General features: G+C 67.7%; 21 protein-coding genes and 1 pseudogene. 16 read left to right on the forward strand and 6 right to left on the reverse strand.

Annotation, left to right across the window (positions count from 1 at the left end; translation table 11 throughout):
- Positions 1-4: 4 nt before the first annotated feature.
- Complete coding sequence (locus ACRDTL_RS07685; protein WP_431506116.1) at positions 5-1570, reverse strand: glycosyltransferase family 39 protein; 1566 nt, start codon at positions 1568-1570, stop codon at positions 5-7.
- Between the two features lie 322 nt (positions 1571-1892).
- Between ACRDTL_RS07685 and ACRDTL_RS07690 the strand changes: the two genes are divergently transcribed.
- The 6 genes from ACRDTL_RS07690 (at position 1893) to ACRDTL_RS07715 (ending at position 6348) form a co-directional block, all read left to right on the forward strand.
- Entirely contained in the window at positions 1893-2336 is a 444-nt protein-coding gene (locus tag ACRDTL_RS07690) for a universal stress protein (protein ID WP_431506117.1), read from the forward strand.
- Positions 2337-2351: 15 nt separating this feature from the next.
- Positions 2352-3182 (forward strand): SDR family NAD(P)-dependent oxidoreductase, encoded by an 831-nt coding sequence (locus ACRDTL_RS07695; protein ID WP_431506118.1) that lies wholly within the window; start codon positions 2352-2354, stop codon positions 3180-3182.
- On the forward strand, positions 3167-4039 hold the full coding sequence (locus ACRDTL_RS07700; RefSeq protein ID WP_431506119.1) for an LLM class F420-dependent oxidoreductase: 873 nt from the start codon (positions 3167-3169) through the stop codon (positions 4037-4039). Before ACRDTL_RS07695 ends, ACRDTL_RS07700 begins: the two co-directional genes overlap by 16 nt.
- The gene (locus tag ACRDTL_RS07705) at positions 4036-4527 is read left to right on the forward strand and encodes a nuclear transport factor 2 family protein (RefSeq protein ID WP_431506120.1); all 492 of its coding nucleotides are present in this window, start codon (positions 4036-4038) and stop codon (positions 4525-4527) included. The genes ACRDTL_RS07700 and ACRDTL_RS07705 overlap by 4 nt, the downstream gene beginning before the upstream one ends.
- A complete protein-coding gene (locus tag ACRDTL_RS07710) occupies positions 4524-5306 on the forward strand; it encodes an SDR family NAD(P)-dependent oxidoreductase (RefSeq protein WP_431506121.1) in 783 nt (260 codons plus the stop codon). The genes ACRDTL_RS07705 and ACRDTL_RS07710 overlap by 4 nt, the downstream gene beginning before the upstream one ends.
- A 613-nt stretch (positions 5307-5919) precedes the next feature.
- Positions 5920-6348: a universal stress protein gene (locus ACRDTL_RS07715; protein ID WP_431506122.1), complete on the forward strand. Its 429-nt coding sequence runs from the start codon at positions 5920-5922 to the stop codon at positions 6346-6348.
- 1 nt (position 6349) lies between these two features.
- Here ACRDTL_RS07715 and ACRDTL_RS07720 read toward each other — a convergent pair whose 3' ends face one another.
- Positions 6350-7027: an MBL fold metallo-hydrolase gene (locus ACRDTL_RS07720; protein ID WP_431506123.1), complete on the reverse strand. Its 678-nt coding sequence runs from the start codon at positions 7025-7027 to the stop codon at positions 6350-6352.
- Positions 7028-7097: 70 nt separating this feature from the next.
- Between ACRDTL_RS07720 and uvrA the strand changes: the two genes are divergently transcribed.
- Entirely contained in the window at positions 7098-10004 is a 2907-nt protein-coding gene (uvrA, locus tag ACRDTL_RS07725; protein WP_431506124.1) for an excinuclease ABC subunit UvrA, read from the forward strand.
- Positions 10005-10060: 56 nt separating this feature from the next.
- Here the strand turns inward: uvrA and ACRDTL_RS07730 are convergent, their stop codons facing one another.
- The 3 genes from ACRDTL_RS07730 to lysX all read right to left on the reverse strand — a co-directional run bounded on the left by ACRDTL_RS07730 (position 10061) and on the right by lysX (position 15268).
- Positions 10061-10477: a DUF6653 family protein gene (locus ACRDTL_RS07730; RefSeq protein WP_431506125.1), complete on the reverse strand. Its 417-nt coding sequence runs from the start codon at positions 10475-10477 to the stop codon at positions 10061-10063.
- A complete protein-coding gene (locus ACRDTL_RS07735) occupies positions 10477-11901 on the reverse strand; it encodes an alpha/beta hydrolase (RefSeq protein WP_431506126.1) in 1425 nt (474 codons plus the stop codon). The genes ACRDTL_RS07730 and ACRDTL_RS07735 overlap by 1 nt, the downstream gene beginning before the upstream one ends.
- A gap of 61 nt (positions 11902-11962) precedes the next feature.
- Entirely contained in the window at positions 11963-15268 is a 3306-nt protein-coding gene (gene lysX / locus ACRDTL_RS07740) for a bifunctional lysylphosphatidylglycerol synthetase/lysine--tRNA ligase LysX (RefSeq protein WP_431506127.1), read from the reverse strand.
- 355 nt (positions 15269-15623) lie between these two features.
- Here lysX and infC point away from each other — a divergent pair, with 355 nt between their 5' ends.
- Genes infC through ACRDTL_RS07760 form a run of 4 tightly spaced genes read left to right on the forward strand, consistent with a single transcriptional unit; the run spans position 15624 to position 17671 of the window.
- Entirely contained in the window at positions 15624-16220 is a 597-nt protein-coding gene (gene infC, locus ACRDTL_RS07745) for a translation initiation factor IF-3 (protein WP_431506136.1), read from the forward strand.
- Between the two features lie 20 nt (positions 16221-16240).
- The gene (rpmI, locus tag ACRDTL_RS07750) at positions 16241-16435 is read left to right on the forward strand and encodes a 50S ribosomal protein L35 (RefSeq protein WP_431506128.1); all 195 of its coding nucleotides are present in this window, start codon (positions 16241-16243) and stop codon (positions 16433-16435) included.
- Between the two features lie 55 nt (positions 16436-16490).
- Positions 16491-16880 (forward strand): 50S ribosomal protein L20, encoded by a 390-nt coding sequence (rplT, locus tag ACRDTL_RS07755; RefSeq protein WP_431506129.1) that lies wholly within the window; start codon positions 16491-16493, stop codon positions 16878-16880.
- Between the two features lie 20 nt (positions 16881-16900).
- Positions 16901-17671, forward strand: coding sequence for a TrmH family RNA methyltransferase (locus ACRDTL_RS07760; RefSeq protein WP_431506130.1), 771 nt, complete (start codon positions 16901-16903; stop codon positions 17669-17671).
- Positions 17672-17737: 66 nt separating this feature from the next.
- Here ACRDTL_RS07760 and ACRDTL_RS07765 read toward each other — a convergent pair whose 3' ends face one another.
- On the reverse strand, positions 17738-18781 hold the full coding sequence (locus ACRDTL_RS07765; RefSeq protein WP_431506137.1) for an oxygenase MpaB family protein: 1044 nt from the start codon (positions 18779-18781) through the stop codon (positions 17738-17740).
- Between the two features lie 159 nt (positions 18782-18940).
- Between ACRDTL_RS07765 and ACRDTL_RS07770 the strand changes: the two genes are divergently transcribed.
- The 5 genes and pseudogenes from ACRDTL_RS07770 to ACRDTL_RS07790 all read left to right on the forward strand — a co-directional run.
- The gene (locus ACRDTL_RS07770) at positions 18941-19867 is read left to right on the forward strand and encodes an adenylate/guanylate cyclase domain-containing protein (RefSeq protein WP_431506131.1); all 927 of its coding nucleotides are present in this window, start codon (positions 18941-18943) and stop codon (positions 19865-19867) included.
- A 9-nt stretch (positions 19868-19876) separates the two neighbouring features.
- Positions 19877-20680, forward strand: coding sequence for a rhomboid-like protein (locus ACRDTL_RS07775; RefSeq protein ID WP_431506132.1), 804 nt, complete (start codon positions 19877-19879; stop codon positions 20678-20680).
- Between the two features lie 90 nt (positions 20681-20770).
- Positions 20771-21823 carry a phenylalanine--tRNA ligase subunit alpha gene (pheS, locus tag ACRDTL_RS07780; RefSeq protein WP_431506133.1) on the forward strand — a complete coding sequence of 351 codons (1053 nt, stop codon included), beginning with the start codon at positions 20771-20773 and terminating at the stop codon, positions 21821-21823.
- Entirely contained in the window at positions 21823-24333 is a 2511-nt protein-coding gene (gene pheT / locus ACRDTL_RS07785; RefSeq protein WP_431506134.1) for a phenylalanine--tRNA ligase subunit beta, read from the forward strand. Before pheS ends, pheT begins: the two co-directional genes overlap by 1 nt.
- Before the next feature lie 73 nt (positions 24334-24406).
- A pseudogene (locus ACRDTL_RS07790) lies at positions 24407-24878 on the forward strand (N-acetyl-gamma-glutamyl-phosphate reductase); the annotation flags it as partial.

A 24878-nucleotide genomic window follows, 5' to 3' on the forward strand; every position in this document is an offset into this window, starting at 1 on the left:
ACTCTCAGCGGGTCGACTCGACGACCTGGGTGCGATGGAATTGCCACCGCTCGACAATGCGGAACCCGAGCTCGCCTTCGAATTGATACACGGGTGCGTGACCCAAAAGCGGCCCCGGCGGCAATGATCGACCGCTTTGGCGGTCGGGCAACGTCTTGTCCCGGCTGGAAATCGTCCACACCGTGCTGCACTTGCCGAGCCGCGGCAAGACCAGCCACACCGCAATGTGGCCGTCCCACAGGTGGCCGTACTCGGGACCCGGCGCCGCACGTTCGATGTCGGCCAACGGCGCGAAGGCCGCCGGCCGGGTCGCCGGCAGCGCGCGGATCGGTCCGGGTTTCCAGCCCACGGTGTTGTCGACCAGCAAGCAGTCACCGGGTTTGGCGTGCGCGCTGATCAGATCGGCCACCTGGCTGTAGTCCCAGCTCTCTTTGGCGTACGTCGTGCGTTGCGAGAAAAGGTAATTCGGAAGGGCAGCGCCGGCGAACAGAATCAGCACACCGGCGACGGCCCACCGCCTTTTAGCGACAGCGGTGATGCAGACCGCCAGCACGACGGCCATCGCCGGCGCCGTGAAGGTCAGGTAGCGGGCGTAGTAGACCGGGTCACCGAACGCCGAGTAGATCAGGGTAACGGCGGTGGGGATGACGATCCACGCCGCGCAGACGAGCACAAGCCGTCGGGTGTCGCCGCCTGAGCCCGATGATCCGGCGCGCCGGGCGGCGATCGCGGCGACCACGATCACAATGGCGGCGAGAATCCCGAATGGGACGCTGTTCTCGAAGTATTGGTGCTGCCCGGCGTCGATCACGTTGTGCCAGTTCAGCGGCGAGATCCAGGCAACCTGAAACACCTGGCCATGCGTGAAAAGCATGAACGGCGTCATGATCCCCACCGCCGCCGCCGAGGTGATCGCCCACCGGATCACGATGGACTTCTGGCGCCCGAGGACCGGCACCACCACGGCGTAGGCCGGCACCAGCAGCACCAGGTACACGTTGAGCAAGACCGACACCATCAGGGCCAGGGCGTACAACAGCCACAACCACCACCTGTTCCGCCGTATCGCGAGCACCAGCAGCACGGTCAGCCACACGGCGGCGACCGCCGAGAACGCGTAGGGACGGGCTTCGATGCCGGCCCACGTCACCCGCGGCAGGATGGCGAAGACGACGCCGGCGCACACTGCGGTCATTCGCGGCGCGAACTGCTTGGCGAAGACCACAACCCCGGCCGCCGCGGCCCCAACGGCAAGGCAACTGGGCGCCCGCGTCCAGAACTCGGTCGGGGGAAACACGGCGAACCAGCCGTGCATCAGCAGGTAATACAACCCGTGCACGGCGTCGATATGGCCCAGCAATCGCCACAGGTGCGACAAGGAGCGGCTGGCGGCCGCCGAGATGGTCGCGCCCTCGTCGTACCACAGTGAAGGCCGGCTGGCGGCGGTGCCGCTGACGACGGCGGCAAGCACGGCCAGTGCGAGCGGATCGAACAACCTGCCACGACGCCGGGGCGGCGGGCTGTCTTTCGCGATCGCGCTCGTGGGCTCTTGGGCAATCGAGACGGCCATGATGGTTTTCACTGTAGGGCTTCTACGGTTTGCCTGATTGCCAATCCCGGGGCGGCCCAACCCTCCCGACGCCCGACGGTGTGCCGCTTGCACCGCAATGATAGGGGCTCAATTCAGGTGAGCCATTGGCGAGTAACGGATTTCGACAATTCTGGGCATTCCGAATCGGCGCGGCGCCGGTCGGCGGGCAGTTGAGGGTCGACCCGCAGGCGGCCGGGCCCGGTGTCGCCGCATTGCCGGCGTGTCGCAAATTTCGTCCCTCCGCATCCGGCAAAGCGTTACTGTCATGGGTTGGCGTAGCAACCGAGACCTGGGAGGGTAAATGAGCGCCTATCGAACCGTGGTGGTAGGAACCGACGGCTCGGACTCGTCGCTGCGCGCGGTGGACCGGGCAGGCACCATCGCCGGGACGGACGCGAAGCTGGTCATTGCCACGGCGTACCTGCCCCAGCACGAGGACGCGCGGGCCGCCGACGTCCTGAAGGATGAAAGCTACAAGGTGTCGGGCAGCGCGCCGGTCTACGCGATCCTGCGCGAGGCATCGGATCGGGCGAAGTCCGCCGGGGCGCAGAACATCGAAGAACGGTCGATCGTCGGTGCCCCGGTCGACGCCCTCGTCGCACTCGCCGAGGAGCTCAAGGCGGATCTCCTCGTCGTCGGCAACGTCGGCTTGAGCACCATCGCGGGACGGCTGCTGGGATCGGTGCCGGCCAACGTGTCGCGCCGGGCAAAGATGGACGTTTTGATCGTGCACACCACGCCGTGAGCCGCGCGCCCACCCTTGATTGACTCCGCGAAGTACGGGCCCTGGGCGCTGCTTGCGGGTGGGTCGGAGGGAGTCGGCGCCGAATTCGCCCGGTTACTCGCCGAAGCCGGCCTGAATCTGGTGCTGGTGGCCCGTAAACCAGACCCGCTGGAAACGACCGCCGACCGCTGCCGTCGACACGGTGTGCAGGTTCGCACCGTGCCGGCCGATCTGAGCGACCCCGCGGCGTGCGCTCGCATCGCCGGCGCCACCACCGGGCTCGAGGTGGGTCTGCTGATCCTCAATGCGGGCGCTAATACCCACAGCCGGGAGTTCCTCGACGGTGATCTCGCCGGATTCCAGAAAGTCATCGATCTGAATATCTCCACGCCGCTCGCGTTGGTGCACCACTACGGGCGGGCGATGCGCGCCAGGCGTCGCGGCGGGATCGTGCTGATCGGGTCGCTGGCCGGCTACCTGGGATCGGCCCGGCACACCGTGTACGGGGGTGTCAAGGCGTTCAGCCGGATCTTCGCCGAGGGGTTGTGGCTGGAGCTTCGCGAGCACGGCGTCGATGTGCTCGAACTGGTGCTCGGCGTCACCCGGACGCCCGCGATGGAACGGGTCGGACTGAATTTCGACGCCCCCGGGATGGTGGTCTCCCAGTCCGCCGATGTGGCGCGTGAGGGGCTGGAATGGCTGGCCAGCGGTCCGGTGCAGGTCGTCACCGGCAATGCCGAGATCGTGGCCATGCGCAGCGATCCCGATCGGGCCGGGGCCGTGCTGGGCGCCCACCGGATCATGCAACGGCTGATGGCTTCGGCGACCGATCCGACTGGCGACGCAGGCCCATGCGTCTCGGGTTGACCAGCCCTGTCGTCCTGCAGGTGCCCGGCATCGCGTCGGAATGGGAGGCCGGCGCCGGGATCGCCGAACTCACCCAGGTCGCGCGGGCGGCCGACGCGCTGGGCTTCGACTTCCTCACCTGTGCCGAGCATGTCGCCGTGCCCGCGGCGGCCGGCGAGGGTCGCGGCAACACATATTGGGATCCGTTGGCCACCTTGGGTTATCTGGCCGCGTGCACCTCGAGGATCCGGCTGGCCACCTCGGTGGTCGTGCTCGGCTATCACCACCCGCTGGCTCTGGCAAAGCGCTACGGCACGCTCGACCGGCTCAGCGGGGGGCGACTGGTGCTCGGTGTCGGCGTCGGTTCGCTGGCCGAAGAGTTCGCGTTGCTGGGCGCGGCGTGGCAGGACCGGGGCGACCGTGCCGACGACGCGCTGCGGGCCTTGCGCGCGTCGCTGTCGCAGCGCGAACCCGCGTACGCCGGCGCGTTCTACCACTACGGCGGGTTCGTCGTCGAACCGCACGCCGTCCAGCAGCGGGTGCCGCTGTGGGTGGGCGGGCGATCCGGCCGCTCGCTGCGCCGGGCGGTAACACTGGCCGACGGCTGGATGCCGTTCGGGCTGTCGGCGGACCAGCTGCGCGGTCTGCTGACCCGCGTCAGGGTGCCCGAGGGTTTCGAGGTGGTGCTCCCGGCCGGCCGGGTGCTGGATCCGATTGGTGAACCCGATGACACCACCCGGCGGCTACGGGCCACGGTCCGGGCCGGCGCCACCATCGTGAATTGCGCGGTGCGGGCCGAATCAGCAAGCCACTACTGCGAACAACTCGCGACGCTGCGAGCGCTGGCCGACACCGCGGGCGGGAAGGAAGCGGAATGACGATCGATGAACGGCTCGCGGTGCTCGAACAACGGCTGCGCCGGGTGGAGGACGAGCTTGCCATCAAACGTCTGCTGGCGTGCTACGGGCCGCTGGTCGACGCCGGTGATGCCGACGCGGTGGCCGCGCTCTGGGTCGAGGACGGCGAATACGACGTCGAGGGCTGGCACATGCGCAGCCGCGCCGACGTCGCCGAAATGGTGCGATCCTCCGCGCACCAGGGGCTGATCGGCGGCGGCTCGGCGCACTTCCTGGGTCCGGTGCACGTCGACGTCGACGGCGACGACGCCGTCGCGGTGTGCGAGTCGATCCTGGTCCGCCACAACGAGGACGGCAGCGGCTACCGGGTGTGGCGGGCCGGCGCCAACCACATCACGCTGCGACGGACGCCGGCGGGCTGGCGGATCGTCAGACGCACCACCCGCGCTCTGGATGGCTCCACGGCCGCGCGCGACCTGCTGGCCGCTTGCGGGGGAGAGCAGACATGACCGGCCAGCTGCAGGGCAGGGTCGCTCTGGTCACCGGGGCCGGGGCCGGCATCGGTGCGGGCATCGCACGCCGGTTTGCTGAGGAGGGTGCGTCGGTCGTGGTGGCCGAGCGCGACGAGGACACCGGCCATAGCGTCGCCGAGGCCATCGGCGGGTTGTTCGTCGCGACCGATGTCTCGGTGCGTGAGCAGGTGGAAAACGCTGTCGCACAGGCGGTTTCCATATACGGTTCGATCGATGTCGTGGTCAACAACGCGTGGGGCGGCGGGTCGATCGGCCGAGTGGAGAACAAGACCGACCAGCAGCTGCGTGACGGTATCGCGGTCGGCTACTACGGGCCGTTCTGGGCGATGCGCGCCGCCCTGCCGCACATGCGCGTGCGCGGCTGGGGACGGGTGATCAACGTGTGCAGCCTCAACGGCGTCAACGCACACATGGGCACGTTGGAGTACAACGCGGCCAAGGAGGCGCTACGCGCACTGACCCGCACCGCGGCCCGCGAATGGGCGCCGTTCGGGGTGACCGTCAACGCGATCTGCCCGGCGGCCAGGACTCCGGCGTTCCTGCGCGCGCTCGGTGACAACCCGGACGTCGCGGCTTTCGCCGACGCGGCCAACCCGATGGGCCGCATGGGTGACCCGTACCTCGATATCGCGCCGGTCGCGCTGTTTCTGGCCGGCGAAGGCTGTCGCTACCTCACCGGCAACACGCTGTTCGTCGACGGCGGCAGCCACATCAACGGGGTAGCCTGGGCGCCCGACCTCGACGCGGTGCCGTAACGCGACTACCAACCCGGGCGCGCCGGGCGGGTCGCCAGGTGGGTTCGCAACCACGCGCCGAGGCCATCGCCGGTCGGTTCGCATTCGACCGTACGGGGGAAAGATGTCGGCCACGGCGCCGATCAGGATGCCGAGTGGCACATGGCCGAACGTCGGCCATGGGGCGGCGGCCGAGTCGAGCCCGTAGGTACCGCACTCGGCGCAAAACCCGTGTCGTGCTTTCGCCGTTGAGCAGCGTTCTGCGCCGCGGCCCGGGGCTGAACGAGGGAACAAGGTCACCTACTGCTGCTGCTTTTCGGCCCTGTTGGGCGGTGTGCTGCGCGCGGTATAACTGATTCCTGATGGATGGGGCATGCTGAGCAGGAACAGTTATGAGTGAACCGACTACGCACACGGACGTCGACAAGTGGGACGTCGGCCAGCCCCGGTTGGGCCGCTCGGTCTTTGAGGTCGCGGCAGCGGCCTCGATCAAAAGTGTTCTCAGGTCGGCGAACACGTCACCAGTAGGCGTTGCTGTCCATCGGCCCCTATCGACTGTGTCGCCAATCGCATCCAGGCCTGCCAACACGTTACTGCCGCGAGGGCGTTGCGACTAATCACTAGGAGGGAACAGATGAGTGGCTTTCAGACCGTGGTGGTCGGCACCGACGGTTCGGACTCGTCGCTGCGCGCCGTCGACCGGGCAGCCCAGCTCGCATCCGGGCTAGGAGCTACGTTGATCGTGGCCAGCGCATACGTCCCCGCAGGTGACCACACGGAGACCGGGGGCCATCGGATGTCGCGTGATGCCCCGGTCCACGCGATCCTGCGGGATGCGAAAGAGCGAGCCCAGGCGGCCGGCGCCAGCGAAATCGAAGAGCGGGCCATTGTCGGCGCCCCGGCGGATGCACTGGTCGAGCTAGCCGATGAAGTCGGCGCGGACCTGCTGGTGGTCGGCAACCTCGGTCTGAACACCATCGCGGGCCGGCTGCTCGGGTCGGTGCCGGCCAACGTCTCACGTCGGTCCAAGACCGACGTGATGATCGTGCATACCACCGGCTGACTCACCAGCCCCGGGTGCGCCACTCGGCCAGATGCGGGCGTTCCGCGCCGAGCGTGGTGTCGTCGCCGTGCCCGGGATAGATCACGGTGGAGTCGGCATACACGTCGAACACCTGGGCGGTCACGTCGTCGAGCAGTTGAGTGAAATCGCCATGTTTCCACGTCTTGCCGACCCCGCCGGGGAACAGGCAGTCGCCGGTGAACAACTGGGTGACCCCACCGGTGGCGGGTCCGTCCAGCGCCAGCGCGATCGATCCTGGTGTGTGGCCGCGCAGGTGGATGACGTCGAACGTCAGCTTGCCGATCTGCACGGTGTCACCGCCCGCGAGCAAACGGTCCGGCGTGACCGGCAGCGGGCCGGCGTCGATTTCGTGCGCGGCGGTCGGGGCGCCGGTGGCCCCGGCCAGCGCCTGCAACGCCTGCCAGTGGTCGAAGTGCTGGTGGCTGGTGACGATCAGCGACATCTTGGGGGCATAGCGTCGCACCAGATCGACGAGGATCTCGGCGTCGTTGGCGGCGTCGATCAGCAAGGTTTCCCCGGTCTCGGAACACGTCACCAGGTAGGCGTTGTTGTCCATGGGGCCCACCGATGCCTTGATGATGGTCGCCCCCGGCAGGGTGCGACGGGTGGCCGTGCCCGCCTCGACGTGTCCGGTGTAGTTGTCGTCGACGACTGTCATGCCGGTCACGGTACTGGTTGTCGGTGTCGGCACCTAGCATGGGGAACGGCGTCCGCAGGAAAGGAGTTGCGTGGCTGACCGTCTGATCATCAAGGGCGCGCGGGAGCACAACCTGCGCAGCGTCGACCTCGATTTGCCGCGCGACGCGTTGATCGTCTTCACCGGCCTATCCGGCTCAGGTAAGTCGTCGCTGGCATTCGACACCATCTTCGCCGAGGGGCAGCGGCGCTACGTGGAGTCGCTGTCGGCCTATGCCCGCCAATTCCTGGGCCAGATGGACAAGCCGGACGTCGACTTCATCGAGGGCCTGTCCCCGGCGGTGTCCATCGACCAGAAGTCGACCAACCGCAATCCGCGGTCGACGGTCGGCACCATCACCGAGGTGTACGACTACCTGCGGCTGCTGTACGCGCGTGCCGGCACCCCGCACTGCCCGATCTGCGGGCATCGGATCGCCCGACAGACCCCGCAGCAAATTGTCGACCAGGTGTTGGCCATGCCGGAGGGCACCCGGTTCCAGGTGTTGGCCCCGGTGGTTCGCACCCGTAAGGGCGAGTTCGTCGACCTCTTCGACAAGCTCAACAGTCAGGGTTACAGCCGGGTCCGGGTCGACGGTGTCGTGCATCCGCTGACCGACCCGCCGAAGCTGAAGAAACAGGAGAAGCACGACATCGAGGTGGTTGTTGACCGCCTCACCGTTAAAGGCAGCGCCAAACAGCGACTCACCGATTCGGTGGAGACCGCGCTGAACCTGGCCGACGGCATCGTCGTGCTGGAGTTTCCCGATGACCGGGCTCATGAGCACGATCATCCCCGCGAACAGCGGTTCTCCGAGAAACTCGCGTGCCCGAACGGGCATTCGCTGGCTGTCGACGACCTGGAGCCGCGGTCGTTTTCGTTCAACTCGCCGTACGGCGCCTGTCCCGAGTGCAGCGGGCTGGGCATCCGCAAGGAGGTCGACCCCGACCTGGTGGTGCCTGACCCGGACCGCACCCTGGCCGAGGGTGCGGTGGCGCCGTGGTCGATGGGCCACACCGCCGAGTACTTCACCCGGATGATGGCCGGTCTCGGCGACGCGATGGGATTCGGCGTCGACACGCCGTGGCGCAAGTTGCCGGCCAAGGCGCGCAAGGCGATTCTGGAGGGCTGCGACGAGCAGGTGCACGTGCGCTATCGCAACCGCTATGGGCGCACCCGCTCCTACTACGTCGACTTCGAAGGCGTGATGGCGTTCCTGCAGCGCAAAATGGCCCAAACCGAGTCCGACATGATGAAGGAGCGCTACGAGGGCTTCATGCGCGACGTGCCGTGCCCGGAGTGCGAGGGGACGCGGCTGCGGCCGGAAATCCTGGCCGTGACACTGGCTGCGGGGCAGCGCGGCAAGAAATCCATCGCCGAGGTCTGTGAGCTGTCGATCTCCGACTGCGCGGACTTCCTCCAGCGCCTCACGCTCGGCGCGCGCGAGCAGGCGATCGCCGGGCAGGTACTCAAGGAGATCGGATCGCGGCTTGGGTTTCTGCTCGACGTCGGGCTGGAGTACCTCTCGCTGTCACGGGCCGCGGCGACACTGTCCGGCGGTGAGGCGCAACGCATCCGGCTGGCCACCCAGATCGGCTCGGGGCTGGTGGGCGTGCTGTACGTGCTTGACGAGCCATCGATCGGGCTGCACCAGCGTGACAACCGTCGCCTCATCGAAACCCTCACCCGCTTAAGAGATTTAGGTAACACCTTGATCGTCGTCGAACACGATCAGGACACCATCGCGCACGCCGACTGGATCGTCGACATCGGCCCGGCAGCCGGCGAACACGGCGGGCAGATCGTACACAGCGGGACCTATGACGATCTGCTGCGCAACAAGAACTCGATCACCGGCGCATACCTGTCCGGCACGGAAAGCATTGAGACACCAGCGATCCGGCGCCCCTTCGACAAGCGGCGGCGGCTGACGGTCGTCGGCGCGCGCGAACACAACCTGCGTGAGATCGACGTCTCCTTCCCGCTGGGCGTGCTCACCTCGGTGACCGGCGTGTCCGGCTCCGGCAAGTCGACGCTGGTCAACGACATCCTGGCCGCGGTGCTGGCCAACAAACTCAACGGCGCCCGGCAGGTGCCCGGCCGGCACACCCGGGTCACCGGGCTCGACCACGTCGACAAGCTGGTGCGCGTCGACCAGTCGCCGATCGGGCGCACACCACGATCCAACCCGGCCACCTACACCGGAGTGTTCGACAAAATCCGCACACTGTTCGCCGCCACCACCGAGGCCAAGGTCCGCGGCTATCAGCCCGGCCGGTTCTCGTTCAACGTCAAAGGCGGGCGCTGTGAGGCGTGTTCGGGCGACGGCACCATCAAGATCGAGATGAACTTCCTGCCCGACGTGTACGTGCCGTGCGAAGTCTGCCACGGCGCCCGCTACAACCGGGAAACCCTGGAGGTGCACTACAAAGGCAAGACCATTGCCGAAGTGCTGGACATGTCGATCGAGGAGGCGGCGGAGTTCTTCGAGCCGATCACCGGCATCCACCGCTATCTGCGCACCCTGGTCGACGTCGGCCTCGGCTATGTGCGGCTGGGTCAGCCGGCGCCGACTTTGTCCGGCGGCGAGGCGCAACGGGTGAAGCTGGCGTCGGAATTGCAGAAGCGCTCCACCGGGCGGACGGTCTACATCCTCGACGAGCCCACCACGGGCTTGCATTTCGACGACATCCGCAAGCTGCTCAACGTCCTGGGTGGCCTTGTCGACAAAGGCAATACGGTGATCGTCATCGAGCACAACCTGGACGTGATCAAGACCTCGGACTGGATCGTCGACATGGGACCCGAGGGCGGCGCCGAAGGCGGGACCATCGTCGCCGAGGGCACGCCCGAGGACATCGCCGCGGTGCCGGAAAGCTACACCGGCAAGTTCCTCGCCGAAAACCTCGGCGTGCCGGTCAGCACCTCTTCGCGACGACGGCGTCGGGCCAGCGCCTAGCCGATATCGCGACACTTAACCCATTGCGACGACACGCCGGTCCGGGTCGCAATGGTTTAAGTTTCGCGACGATAGAAGCGCACCATTTGTTGCCAGTACACCAGCGTCAAAGCCATCTGCACCACCGTTGCCGCCGCCGCCGGCCGCAGACGGTGGCCACGAGCCGCCACGATCGCGACGACGGCCGCGACGGACGTTACGGCGCTCACCGCGACGGCGGCATCTTTCGGCCGTTCGGTGATCCAGCGTTCCTCGCCGAGCATCGCGCGGGTGGCCCAATTCCGCTCGTGGGCCGGCTGGCCGAACATGACCGGGTTGACCGCGAACCAGGCGCCGGTCACCGCGGCGTGGCTCCACCGCCGGGTCCACACCGGGATCAGCACCAACGGTGTGCTGGCCCAGCGCGTCCACGCGCTCCACGGATTGCAGTGACGGGCGAATATCGCGCGGCGAATGCCTGCAAGAGTCGGCATCAGCCGGCGGGTTGGAGGTGCGGCGCGGGCAACGGGATTCGCGGCACGCCAGGTGTGCCGAGTTGCCCCGCCAACCACGGTAGAGCCGCCGTGAATACCCGGTCCGCGAACGGCCAGTCGTGCTTACCCGGCTGGGCGATGACCGCACAATCGATGTTGTTGGCGCGACCGAGCGCACACAGGTGGTCGGCGGCGGTGGTTGGGCTGCCGGAATTGTCACCGTGAGTGCCCGGCGTTGTGGTGTCGGCCACCGCTAGGTTGCGGTGCGGTGCCGGCGGAACGGTGGACGTGACCGCGAACCATCCCGAAACCCCGGTGTAGCGCCCGTGTTTGGTCATCACCATGGCCGGATCGAAATCGGCCCACGCGTTGGCGTTGCCGCCGAACAGCCTGGCGATAGTCTGCGCCATGGATCCCGCGTTGGGTCCGATATCGCCGGCGATGTCGACGAAAGCGCTGAACAGGTCTGGGTGCATAACGGTCAAGTCCACCGCGCAGGTGCCGCCCATCGACCAACCCACAATGCCCCAATTCGACCGCGCGGGGCTGACTCCGAATTGAGAGGTCAGGTAGGGGACAATGTCTTTGGTCAGATGATCGGCGGCGTTGCCGCGGCGGCCGTTGACGCATTCGGTGTCGTTGTTGAATGCCCCACCGGAGTCGACGAAGACCATCACCGGCGCGTTGCCGCCGTGCGCGGCCGCGAACTCGTCGGCGTTCTTCACCGCATTACCGGCCCGTAGCCAATCCGCGGGTGTGTTGAACTCACCGCCGATCATCATCACCGTCGGGAGCTGCGGGCGCGGATCGGCGAACCATGCCGGCGGCAGGTACACCAGCTCGCCGCGATGCTTGAAGTGCGACGCGTCGGCGGGAATCGTCACCGGCACCACGCTGCCACGCGGTGGCAGGGCGCCCTTGGCCGCCATCGCCGTCACCGAAGTGGCGTCGGTTTGATCGGGGAGCGGACCGGCGGTGAGCTGATTCCACGCTGTCTGCACGGTCGGGAAGTAGCCGACCCATCCGTTGAGCGCCAGTGCCGCGCTGAGTAGACACAGCGGCACCGCCATGATCGACGTGGTTCGCCGCCACCAGCGTGCATTTCGCCAACCCAACAACAGCACCGCGCCGGCGGCACCGGTCAGCGCGATCCATACCCACAGCGCCCGCGGGGCGGGCTCGCCGGCCAGACCGTCATCGGCGATGTACCGGTACGCCCAGCACGTCACGGCGATACCCACTGCCACGGCCACCGGGAGCATGACCCGGCGCCAGCGACGCGACCGCCAGCCAACCGCGACCGCCAACACGGTCGCCGCGGTCGCCTGCACGGTGATCGGAACCCAGCCGTGCATCAGCGAGGTGTGGTGACCTACCAGCAGCGGCGCGGCGACGATCGCCGTCGAACCTGTCACGGAACCCATTTGTACCCATTCTGAACTGAGTTTCTGAACACTAGCTGGCAAACGCAGCGTGCATAGCTGATTAACGCGGTTTGGTCAACGGGAACGGCAGCGTTTCGCGGATGCTGCGGCCGGTGACGAGCATGACTACCCGGTCGACACCCATCCCGAGGCCGCCGGTGGGCGGCATCGCGTACTCCATCGCCTGCAGGAAGTCCTCGTCGAGCTCCATGGCTTCCGGGTCCCCTCCGGCGGCCAGCAGCGACTGCTCCTGCAGGCGACGGCGCTGCTCGACCGGGTCGGTGAGCTCGCTGTACGCGGTGCCCAGCTCGACGCCCCAAGCCACCAAGTCCCAACGTTCGGCGACACCGGGTGTACTGCGGTGCGGGCGGGTCAACGGCGACACCGATGCCGGAAAGTCGGTGTAGAAGGTCGGTTGCTCGGTACGTGCCTCGACCAGGTGCTCGTAGAGCTCCAGCACCACCGCGCCGGCGTCCCACCGGGTCAGATAGGGGATTTCCGCGGCGTCGCACAGCTTGCGCAGGGTGGCCAGGCGGGTACCCGCGTCGACGTGCTCGCCGAGCGCCTCGGAAACCGCGTCATGGACGGTCTTCACCGGCCAGGCGCCGGAGATGTCGATCGGTTCCAGGCGTCCATCTGGATTTCGGGGCCGCATCACCACGGTCGCACCGTTGGCGGCTTCGGCGGCATTCTGAATCAGCTCCCGGCAGCCATCGATCCAGACCAGATAGTCGGCGTGTGCCTGGTAGGCCTCCAGGATGGTGAATTCCGGATTGTGGCTGAAGTCGACGCCCTCGTTACGGAACGCCCGGCCCAGCTCGAACACCCGCTCCAAGCCACCAACACACAGCCGCTTGAGGTACAGCTCCGGTGCGATCCGTAGGTACAGGGTCAGGTCGTAGGTGTTGATGTGGGTGACGAATGGCCGCGCGGTGGCACCGCCATGGACCTGTTGCAGGATCGGAGTTTCGACTTCGACAAACCCCTTGGTGGTCAACGTCTCTCGAAGCGACCGTAACACGCTGCTGTGGGCAGTGATCAGGTGACGGGACTCGGCGTTGATCGCCAGATCGACGTAGCGGTTGCGCACCCGCGCCTCCGGATCGGTCAGCCCCTTCCATTTGTTCGGCAGGGGACGCAGACACTTACCGATCAACCGCCAACGGTGCACGATCAGCGATCGGGTGCCCGTCTTGCTGAATCCCATCTGGCCGGTCACCTCGATCAGATCGCCCAGGTCGATAGCCCGGGTGAAATCTGTGGTGCGGCTTCGCTCGAGCACCGAATTGTCAAGCAGCACCTGAACTTCCGCGGACCAGTCGCGCAGCTGAGCGAACAGCACACCCCCGAAGTCGCGGATTCGCAGCACACGGCCGCTCACCGACAGCGTGGTCTGGTCGTCAACGTCTAAGGCCTGGGCGATCGTATGGCTGGGCGGCTCGCCCACCGGATAGGCGTCAATACCCTTGTTCTGCAGCGCCTTCAGCTTTCTCAACCGGACCCGCATTTGTTGTGGCAGCCGGGCTGGACGCTCTTCGAACTCTGAGACCTCGGCCTGCGCGAGGTCGGAGATGTCCGGCGCGGTGCCATCGTGCTGCAAAAGCCCGGTTTCCACCAGCGCGTCGGGCGCCGACGTGTGGTGACCGGTGTGGTACTTGGCACGGCCGCTGAACGGCAGCACCAGGAAGCCCTCGGCGATCACCGAGGCCACCCCGACCCGGGGAATCATCCGGGCGTCTTCGTAGCAGGCGTACCTGGGTAGCCAGTCGGGTTGGTATTTCATGTTCGCGCGATACAGCGTCTCCAATTGCCACCAACGGGAGAAGAACACCAACAGACCGCGCCATATCCGCGCTACCGGTCCGGCGCCCAGCTGAGCGCCCTGCTCGAACGCGGCCCGGAACACGGCGAAGTTCAGCGAGATACGGCCGATGCCAAGATGTTCGGCGTGCAAGGCCAGCTCGCTGATCATCAGCTCGATGGTGCCGTTGGGCGATTGGGGCGAACGGCGCATCACATCCAGGGAGGCCCCGCTATGACCCCACGGCACCAGCGACAGCATCGCCACTACCCGGCCGTCCTGGGCCAGCGCCTCGACCAGCAGGCAATCGACGTCGGCGGGATCGCCGAGCCGACCGAGCGCCATCGAGAAGCCCCGCTCGGTTCCGGTGTCCCGCCAGGCATCCGCACACTCGATCAGCCGTCCCATCTCGTCGGCGGTGATTTCGCGGTGCCGGCGGATACGCACTGAAAGCCCGGCCCGGCGTGCCCGCGTCACCGCCTGGCGAACCGCGCGCATATCGGGACCGGACAGCTTGAATTCAGCGGAGTGCAGGATGGCCTCGTCGCCCAACTCCAGGGCGTTCAGGCCGGCCTCGCGAAACGCTTTGGCCGCTTGCGAACTGGCGCCCATCACACCGGGTGCCCAGCCGTAGTTCCGACACAGCCGCAGCCAGGCCGCAATGGCTTGCGGCCACGCCCTGGGATCCCCGACCGGGTCGCCGCTGGCCAGGCAGACGCCGACTTCGACGCGGTAGGTGATCGCGGCGCGGCCGCTGGGCGCGAACACCACCGACTTGTCGCGGCGAGTAGCGAAGTAGCCCAGCGAGTCGTTCTTTCCGTACAACTCGAGCAGACCGCGGATGGCCGATTCGTCCTCGCCGGTCAGCGCGTTCTCGGCGCGCTGGGACTGAAACAGCACGATTGCGGCCACGATCAGCGCCAGTCCCCCGAAGAGGCCGAACAGGTCGTTGAGGAAGACATGCGGTTTGCCGGTGAACAGATCGGGGTCGGCCAGGGCGAATCCGATGATCCGGTCGACGGCGTAGGGCAACCGGTCGCCGCGGTCCAGCGATCCCGGAAACAGCTGAAGCAGCGCCCAGGACAGCACAATCCCCACCGCCCACCCGGCCAGCAGCACGGCTGCCGACTTGAAGAGTGCGCCGCGGCGGACCTTGGCCCAGAATTCCCGGTAGGCCAAGCCCAAGACGACGATCGCTGCGACATGCACGGTGAAGCCGAGGCATGCCCCGATCGTCACGACGGCGTTCTTGTGGGGCGTGGTCAGATCGACCACATTCCAACCGGCGGCAAGCAGCAGGTTCAGTATCAGCAGCCACCAGGCGATGCGCTTGCGCGCGGTCAGCGCACCGGCCAGCAGCGCCAGCACGAACGACCACGAAATGCTGGTGTCGGGGAAGTTGAACAAGTAGGCGTTGATGAACTCCCGAGGCACCTTGATGACCCACCGGACCAGCGGCGACACGCTGGCTAGCAGCGACAGGGTGGCGATGACGCCGATGGTCCACCCCGCGGCTGCGGGCACCCGGTGGTACCGGGAAGTGGGCCGGCTGGTGGTAACGGTCACAGCTGGCGAGGATATGCGCTCAGCGCGTGAATTGCCTGCGCAGCACGCGAACGGATATCGGATCGACGCACCAGCACTGCTAGACTCGCGGACGCGACCGTTCCCGGCGAAGGCCGGGGGCAGCAAGTGGAGTCCCACTCCCACCGTTGGCCACGGGAACCTTCTTCAAGGCTCAACGGTCCGGTCACCGGCACCCAGCGGTGCCTGTTCTGCAGACGACGCAGGCGGCTTCGGCCGCGACCGGTCGGCACAGGACCTCGCTTCGGCGGGGCTTTTTTGCTGATGGCGTGGTATTTCGATCGCTGAATCCGGTACGGGCCGGTCGCAACCGGAGAACGACGACCCAGGAGGCCCCATCAGCACTGAGACTCGCGTCAACGAGCGCATCCGCGTACCTGAAGTCCGATTGATCGGCCCGGAAGGGGAGCAGGTAGGCATCGTGCGTATCGAAGACGCACTCCGCGTCGCCGCGGACGCCGACCTCGACCTTGTCGAAGTTGCGCCGAATGCCCGACCACCGGTCTGCAAGATCATGGACTACGGCAAGTTCAAATACGAGGCGGCGCAGAAGGCACGCGAGTCCCGTAAGCACCAACAGCAGACCGTTGTCAAAGAACAGAAACTGCGCCCCAAGATCGACGATCACGACTACGAGACCAAGAAGGGCCACGTGATCCGTTTCCTGGAGGCGGGATCGAAGGTCAAGGTGACGATCATGTTCCGCGGACGTGAGCAGTCGCGGCCCGAGCTGGGCCATCGGCTGCTGCAGCGCTTGGGCGCCGACGTCGCCGACTACGGATTCGTCGAGACCTCGGCGAAGCAAGACGGCCGCAACATGACCATGGTGTTGGCGCCGCACCGCGGTGCGAAGACTCGCGCCCGCGCGGCGCAGCAAGCCGGCGGCGTCCCGGTAGAGCCCACGCACAACGGCGAGACCGAACCATCCAAGTGACACAGCAGAACTGAGGACACATGCCTAAAGCCAAGACCCACAGCGGCGCCTCGAAGCGGTTCCGGCGCACCGGAACCGGCAAGCTCCTGCGTCAGCAGGCCAACCGCAGGCACCTTTTGGAGCACAAGCCGACCACCCGTACCCGCCGGCTGGAGGGGCGCACGGCGGTGTCCACTAAGGACATCAAACGAGTCAAGAAACTGCTGAACGGCTGACCGGCGCGCATCGCACCGGCACAACCAGTACGTCCGAACGAGGATAGGAATACCCATGGCACGCGTGAAGCGGGCAGTCAATGCCCACAAGAAGCGGCGCACCATCCTGAAGGCCTCGCGAGGCTATCGCGGTCAACGCTCCCGCCTCTACCGCAAAGCCAAGGAGCAGCAACTACATTCGCTGAACTACGCGTACCGCGACCGACGCGCGCGCAAAGGCGAATTCCGCAAGTTGTGGATTTCGCGGATCAACGCGGCGGCCCGCGTCAACGACATCACCTACAACCGGCTTATCCAGGGTCTGAAGGCCGCCGGTGTCGAGGTCGACCGTAAGAACCTCGCTGAGATCGCGGTGACCGACCCCGCGGCGTTCACCGCCCTGGTCGACGTTGCCAAGGCCGCCCTGCCCGAGGACGTCAACGCACCCTCCGGAGAGGCCGCTTAAGCCCCGCGGATCCGGCTCCGGTGCTCACCGAACGCTCGACCCGAGTTGTCGTGGCGGTCAAACTGCACCGGCATGTCGCCCGTCGCCGCGCCCAGCGGTTCCTGGTGGAAGGCGCTCACCTTGTCGAGGCCGCGGCCGGGCACGGATTGATCCGGGATCTCTTCGTCACCGAGTCGGCGGCGGGGCGGCACGCCGCGCTGCTCGCCGGTCTGCACGCCCCGGTGCATGTGGTGACGGAACGCGCCGCCAAAGCCCTGTCGGATACCGTCACCCCGGCCGGGTTGGTGGCAGTGTGCCAGTTGCCTGCCCCCGATCTGGGCGACGTGCTGGCCGGCGCACCCCGGCTGATCGCGGTCGCGGTGCAGATCGGCGAACCCGGCAATACGGGTACGTTGATCCGCATCGCCGACGCCATGGGCGCCGCGGCGGTCATCCTTGGCGGACACAGCGTCGACCCCTATAACGGCAAATGCCTGCGCGCCTCGGCCGGCAGTATCTTCGCCCTCCCGGTCGTCGTCGCGCCGGATATCGGCGCCACCGTCGCTGCGGTGCGAGCCGCCGGGTTGCAGGTACTGGCTACCGCCGTGGACGGCGAATTGTCGCTCGACGACGTGGAACTCACCCAACCGACGGCATGGCTGTTCGGGTCCGAATCCCACGGGTTGTCGGCGCAACTGGCCGAGCAGGCCGACCACCGGGTGCGGATCCCGATGTCCGGTGGTGCTCAGAGTCTCAACGTGGCTGCGGCCGCGGCGATCTGCCTTTACCAGAGTTCGCGTGCGCTGAGATGAATTATCGGGCGGTGACCCGCTGCGCCCGGCTTCGCCGCGCTTGCGATCGCCGCCAGGCGCGCCGCCTTACGCGGCTTTTTTGGGGCCCCGGGCGGGCCGCAGACCAGCCAGCGCAAAGGTGCTGTGCACCAACGACCCGGCGCGTTCGAAAATCGACCTGCCAGGAGGGGACTTGCGAGCAGGAAAATAGTGCATCGGCAGCCCGCGGCGGTCCCGCGGTGGCGCCATGAATCGCGGCGCCTCCACCAGCGGAGCATCGGCCGGAATGCGTCCCTCCGCCCGGCGGTAGGCGGCCAGCGCACGCGGATGCAGCCGGATCTCGTCGGGAACCGCCAGGAATGCCAGCTCGACCGCCTTCCCGAAAAGCCGCAGCAACACCTCATCACCTGGCGTCCAACGCATTCCGGCCTTTTCGCGAACGGGCGGATCGAACAGTCCGGCCGCGATCCAGCGCTGCCCGGCCGCCAGCGGCTTGAACAACTGGTCCCAGATCGGCGTGGGCATCAGCACGAACTTCGGCTTGGGAATGCGTATCTGGAAGATGTCCAGGGTGGCCTGGTTGATCTCCAGCTCGTCGCGGCACACCCGGTTCCAGTACTCGCAGAACTCCTCCCACGATTTGGGCACCGGCTGCATGCTCATCCCGTACATCCGGTACCACTGCACATGCTCGTCGAAGAGCTGACGCTTCTCGGCCTCGGTCAACCCGCCGCAGAAGTACTCGGCCACCTTGATCACCAGCATGAAGAACGTGGCGTGCGCCCAATAGAACGTCTCCGGGTTCAGCGCATGGTAGCGACGGCCGGCGGTGTCGACGCCCTTGATCGTGTGGTGATATTGCCTGATCTGCTCACCTGTCTGCGCCGCCCGATCACCGTCGTAGACCACACCCATAATCGGATATACCGAGCGGGCCACCCGTTGCAGGGGTTCGCGCAGCAGGATCGAGTGCTCCTCGACACCGGCGCCCAGTTCCGGATACATGTTCTGGATCGCGCCGATCCACACCCCCATCATCCCGGTGCGCAGATCACCGAAATACTTCCAGGTCAGCGAGTCCGGCCCAAGCGGAGCGGTGTTGGCCGGCGTCTTCGGACCCGCGGACGTCATCGATGTCATCGAGGTTGTGGTCATCACGGCCTCCTGGCTCCTGATGGTTCCCACGATAATGTTGACAACGTATGTTGTCGATGATTTCGCGGGGTGTGCCGCGGACAGCGTTACCACGGTCGTTGCCCACGTCTCCCGCCACCACCTACTCTGGGCGACGTGGAACTCGGGCCCGACCCGGCGCCCGGCGAGCCCGAGCAAACGGCGACCGCGCCGGATCCGGCTGCCACTAAGAAACGGTCTCCCGTGTCGGGTTTCGGCGCGGCGGAGTGGCTACGCGACAGGAACCGGAGCCCGAGGGTGGTCGAGATGATCCGGCGCGCCCGGCGCGCGCTGCCCGGCGACCCTGACTTCGGCGATCCGCTGTCAACCGCCGGTGACGGCGGTCCGCGCGCTGCCGCGCGTGCCGCGGATCGCCTGTTGGGGGGTGGCGACGGAGCGTCCCGCCAGTTCAGTCTCGGTGCGCTTCAGGTGTGGCAGGCCCTGACCGAGGCGGTTTCCCGACACCCCGCGAACGCTGAAGTGACGCTGGTCTTCACCGATCTGGTGGGTTTCTCGTCGTGGTCGTTGCAGGCCGGCGACGATGCGACCCTGGCGCTGTTGCGGCGGGTGGCCCAGGTCGTCGAGCCGCCGCTGCTGGACGCCGGCGGGCACATCGTCAAGCGCATGGGTGACGGCATCATGGCGGTATTCGCCGATCCGTTGGTTGCCGTCGGCGCCGTCCTGGCCGCCCACGACGCGGTGAAATCGGTTGACGTCGGCGGCTATCGGCCGCGTATGCGAGTCGGCATCCACACCGGGCGACCACAGCGGCTGGCCGCCGACTGGCTCGGCGTCGACGTCAACATCGCCGCGCGGGTGATGGAACGCGCCGCCAAGGGCGGCGTCATGGTCTCCGGCGCCGCCCTGGACCAGCTTGCGCAGACGGATTTGGACGCGTTGGGCGTGGTCGCCAAGCGGGTCCATCGGCCGATGTTCGCGGCCAAGACGCCCGGGCTTCCGCCGGAGTTGGCCATTTACCGACTCAAAACTGTCAGGGAATTGTCAGGTACCCACGATGCGGCCGGCGACGGCCAGCAGGCATAGTAGAGGCCGATGATTTTCGACATGTTGTCCCGACTGGCCCGGGTACGGTTCACCGTCGGTTATGCCGCAACTCTGGCGGCGGTCAGCATCGCACTTCTGATTCTCGGTCCACAAGCACGTGAACAGGTCGTTCGCAACGCCAGTACCAACCTGCACAATCTGGCGCACGGGAAACTGGAAACCTTGTTCGGCAGCGCATTCGTCACCGACGCCGGTCCGATGTGGTTCTGGCTGCCCGGTCTGGTCTGCCTGCTTGCCCTGGCCGAGCTGATCTGGCGCACTGGCCGGTTGAGCGTGGTGTTTTTGACCGGACATGTGGGTGCCACGTTGCTGGTGGCGGCCGGTCTGACCGCAGCCGTCGAGTTCGCCTGGCTGCCGCTGTCAATCTCGCGGGCCAGTGATGTCGGCATGAGCTACGGCGCCGTCGCGGTGCTGGGCGCGTTGACAACGGCGATTCCCCGTCGATGGCGGCCCGCGTGGGTCGGTTGGTGGGTTCCGGCCGGAATCGCTGCCGCGGCCGCGGGCACCGATTTCACCGATGCGGGGCACGCCGTCGCGTTGGTGCTGGGCATGCTGGTAGCCACCCGGTTCGCCGGGCCCGTCCGCTGGACGCGGGTGCGCTACGTGCTGCTCGGGGTCGGGTCGGCGTTCGGGTTCATGCTGCTGGCTCACACCGGCTGGTCGGTGCTGGCCGGCGTCAGCGTCGGTGCGGTGGGTGCCGTCGCCGCCGACGGGATGGTCCGGTTGCGGATGATGCGCCGCCTGCTGGCGGTGCCCGCCCCGGCTGTGCCGCAGCCGCTATCGCTCGGCTGAGCTCCGCGGGCGCGCTGCCAACATCACTTATGATCGGCACTTGCGTCACACCCGTGCCGCGAACCCCATCAGCAAGGAGAGTGTCGCCGCGTGGGTGACCACCCCGTCGACCTGACCCCCCTTTCACGGGAGGTCCTGACCGAAGCCGTCAACGCGGCCCGGCAGGCCTTCGCGGCCGCGACCGATCTCGATGCGCTGGCACGGGCCAAAACCGAGCACCTCGGTGACCGTGCACCGCTGGCGCTGGCGCGCCAAACACTGGCCGCCCTGCCCAAGTCCGAGCGCGCCGACGCGGGCCGACGGGTCAACGCCGCCCGCGGCGACACCCAGCACAGTTACGACGAACGGCTGGCCACACTGCGCGCCGAGCGGGACGCCGCGGTGCTGATCGCCGAACGTGTCGACGTGACATTGCCGTCGACTCGGCAGCCGACCGGCGCGCGGCACCCGGTCACGATGCTGGCCGAACACATCGCCGACACCTTCATCGCGATGGGCTGGGAACTCGTCGACGGGCCCGAGGCCGAGACCGAGCAGTTCAACTTCGATGCACTGAATTTCCCCGCCGACCATCCGGCACGCAGCGAGCAGGACACGTTCTACATCGCGCCGGAGGGTTCACGGCTGCTGCTGCGCACCCACACGTCGCCGGTACAGGTGCGTGCCCTGCTCGAGCGGGAGCTACCGGTGTACATCATCTCGATCGGCCGTACCTTTCGCACCGACGAGCTCGACGCCACCCACACCCCGGTCTTCCATCAGGTCGAAGGTCTCGCGGTGGACCGGGGTCTGTCGATGGCCCATCTGCGCGGCACGCTGGACGCGTTCGCCCGCGCCGAGTTCGGGCCTTCCGCGCGCACCCGGATCCGGCCGCACTTCTTCCCGTTCACCGAGCCGTCTGCCGAGGTCGACGTGTGGTTCGCGAGCAAGAAAGGCGGCGCCGGCTGGATGGAGTGGGGCGGCTGCGGCATGGTGAACCCCAACGTCTTGCGGGCTGCCGGCATCGACGCCGGGGAATATTCGGGTTTCGCATTCGGGATGGGGCTGGAGCGGACCCTGCAGTTCCGCAACGGCATTCCCGACATCCGGGACATGGTGGAGGGCGACGTGCGGTTCTGTTTGCCGTTCGGCGTGGGGGCCTGATGCGGGTCCCGTACAGCTGGCTGCGGGAGGTCCTCAATGCCGGGGCGGTCGGCGCCCCGGGCTGGCAGGTGGCCCCCGACGAGCTCGAGCAGACGCTGCTGCGAATCGGCCACGAGGTCGAGGAGGTGGTGCGACTCGGCCCGGTCAGCGGCCCGCTGACCGTCGGGCGGGTGGCCGACATCGAAGAGCTCACCGAATTCAAGAAACCGATCCGCGCTTGTCTCGTCGACGTCGGCGAGCGCCAACCACGCGAAATAATCTGCGGGGCAACCAACTTCGCGACCGACGACCTCGTCGTGGTGGCACTTCCGGGCACCGTCCTGCCGGGTGGTTTCACGATCACCGCCCGCAAGACCTACGATCGCACCTCCGACGGGATGATCTGCTCTGCGGCCGAACTCGGTTTGGCCGCAGACCATTCCGGCATCCTGGTGCTGCCGCCCGGGACAGCGGAGCCCGGGGTCGGTGCTGCCGACGTGCTCGGCTTCGACGACGTGGTCTTCCACCTGGCCATTACGCCTGACCGCGGCTACTGCATGTCGCTGCGCGGCCTGGCCCGCGAGATCGCAGCCGCCTACGACTTGGACTTCGTCGATCCGGCCGAGGTGCCGCCGCTACCCGCGCAGGGACCGGCGTGGCCGCTGACCGTGCAGCCCGGCACCGGAGTACGCCGGTTCGCGCTGCGCCCGGTCACCGGAATCGACCCGGGCGCGGTGTCGCCGTGGTGGCTGCAGCGGCGGCTGCTGCTCTCGGGTATCCGGGCCATCTCACCGGCCGTCGACGCGACGAATTACGTGATGCTCGAACTGGGCCACCCGATGCACGCGCACGACCTCAAGCGGATCACCGGCGGCTTCGATGTGCGCTTCGCCCGGCCCGGCGAGACCGTGGTCACTCTCGACGACATCGAGCGCCGGCTCACCCCGGCCGACGTCCTGATCGTCGACGACGTCGCCACCGCGGCGATCGGCGGGGTGATGGGGTCGGGCAGCACCGAGATGCGCGACGACACCACCGACGTGCTGCTGGAGGCCGCGGTCTGGGACCCGGCGGCGGTATCCCGCACCCAGCGGCGTCTGCACCTGCCCAGCGAGGCTGCCCGCCGCTACGAACGCGCGGTCGACCCCGCTATCTCGGTGGCCGCGCTGGACCGCTGCGCGGTGTTGCTCGGCGAGATCGCCGGCGGCACGGTGTCGCCGGCGCTGACCGATTGGCGTGGCGACCCGCCAGTCGGCAACTCGGTCGCCGATTGGGCCGGGTCGCCGATCCGGATCGCCGCCGACCTGCCGGACCGCACGGCAGGGGTTCGATACCCGGACGGCACCACCGCTCGACGGCTGACCCAGATCGGTGCCGTGGTGGCGGCCGACGGCGACACCCTGGCCGTGACGCCGCCGAGTTGGCGTCCCGACCTGATGCAACCCGCCGATCTGGTCGAGGAGGTGTTGCGGCTGGAGGGCCTGGAGGTCATCGGATCGGTGCTGCCGTCGGCGCCGGCCGGCCGTGGACTCACCGCCGCGCAGCGGCGTCGCCGCGCGGTCGGCAAGTCGCTGGCCCTGTCCGGCTACGTCGAGGTGTTTCCGACACCGTTTCTGTCCGCCGGCGTGTTCGACGCCTGGGGGCTGCCCGCCGATGACCCGCGGCGCGTCACCACGCAGGTGCTCAATCCGCTGGAGGCCGAACGACCGCATCTGGCTACCACCCTGCTGCCGGGGCTGCTGGAAGCGTTGGTGCGCAATGTCTCCCGCGGCATTGCGGACGTCGCGCTCTACACGGTCGCGCAGGTGTTCCAGCCGACCGGGCAGACCCCCCGCCGCCTCGAGCCGATCCCGGTGCATCGTCGTCCCACCGATGCGGAGGTCGCCCTGCTGGACGCGTCGCTACCCCGGCAACCGCAGCACGTCGCAGCGGTGCTGACCGGCCTGGCCGAGCCGCGCGGCCCGTGGGGCGATGGTCGTCCGGCGGAAGCCGCCGACGCGTTCGAGGCGGTCCGGATCATCGCCCGGGCCAGCGGGGCCGACGTGGTGTTGCGGGCCGCCCAGCATCTGCCGTGGCACCCCGGGCGGTGCGCCGAGGTGCTGATCGGCGACACGGTCGTGGGTCACGCCGGACAGCTGCACCCGGGGGTGATCGAGCGGTCCGGGCTGCCCGAGGGCACCTGCGCCGTCGAGTTGGACCTCGACGCGATACCCGTCACCGAGGCGTTGCCGGCGCCGCGGGTGTCCCCGTTCCCGGCGGTGTTCCAGGACGTCAGCCTGGTGGTGGACATCGATGTGGCGGCCCAGGCGGTGCTGGACGCCCTGCGGGACGGTGCGGGCGCGCTGTTGGAGGACATCCGGCTGTTCGACCTGTACAGCGGCCCGCAGATCGGGGCGAATCGCAAGTCGCTGACGTTTGCATTGCGGTTCCGCGCACCGGATCGCACACTGACCGAGGATGAGGCCAGCGCGGCCCGAGACGAGGCGGTGCGCTGCGCCGTCGAGCGGGTCGGCGCGGTACTGCGGACCTGACTTTCCCGGCCGGCGCGCCCTGCGCCACAGAATGAATTTGCAACGCTTTGCATAATCATGCAGACTTGGCGTCATGACCATCCGGGTGGCGGTAGCCGGCGCCAGCGGGTACGCGGGCGGCGAGATCTTGCGGCTGCTGCTGGGGCACCCGGCCTACGCCGACGGCCGGCTATCGATCGGGGTGCTCACCGCCGCGAACAGCGCCGGCAGCACGCTGGCCGAACACCACCCGCACCTGATGCCGCTGGCCCAGCGTGTCGTCGAGCCGACCGAGGTCGAGCTGCTGCGCAGTCATGACGTGGTCTTTCTCGCGCTTCCGCACGGCCATTCGGCGGCACTGGCCGAACAGCTTTCCCCCGAGACGCTGGTGGTGGACTGCGGGGCGGATTTCCGGCTCACCGACGCCAACGCGTGGGACCGGTTCTACGGGTCCCCGCACGCCGGCAGTTGGCCGTACGGCCTGCCCGAACTGCCCGGCGCGCGGGAGCGGCTGCGGGATGCCCGTCGCGTGGCGGTGCCGGGCTGTTATCCGACCGCCGCGCTGT

The organism is Mycobacterium sp. (genome assembly GCF_050700595.1).
Classification (GTDB): Bacteria; Actinomycetota; Actinomycetes; order Mycobacteriales; family Mycobacteriaceae; genus Mycobacterium.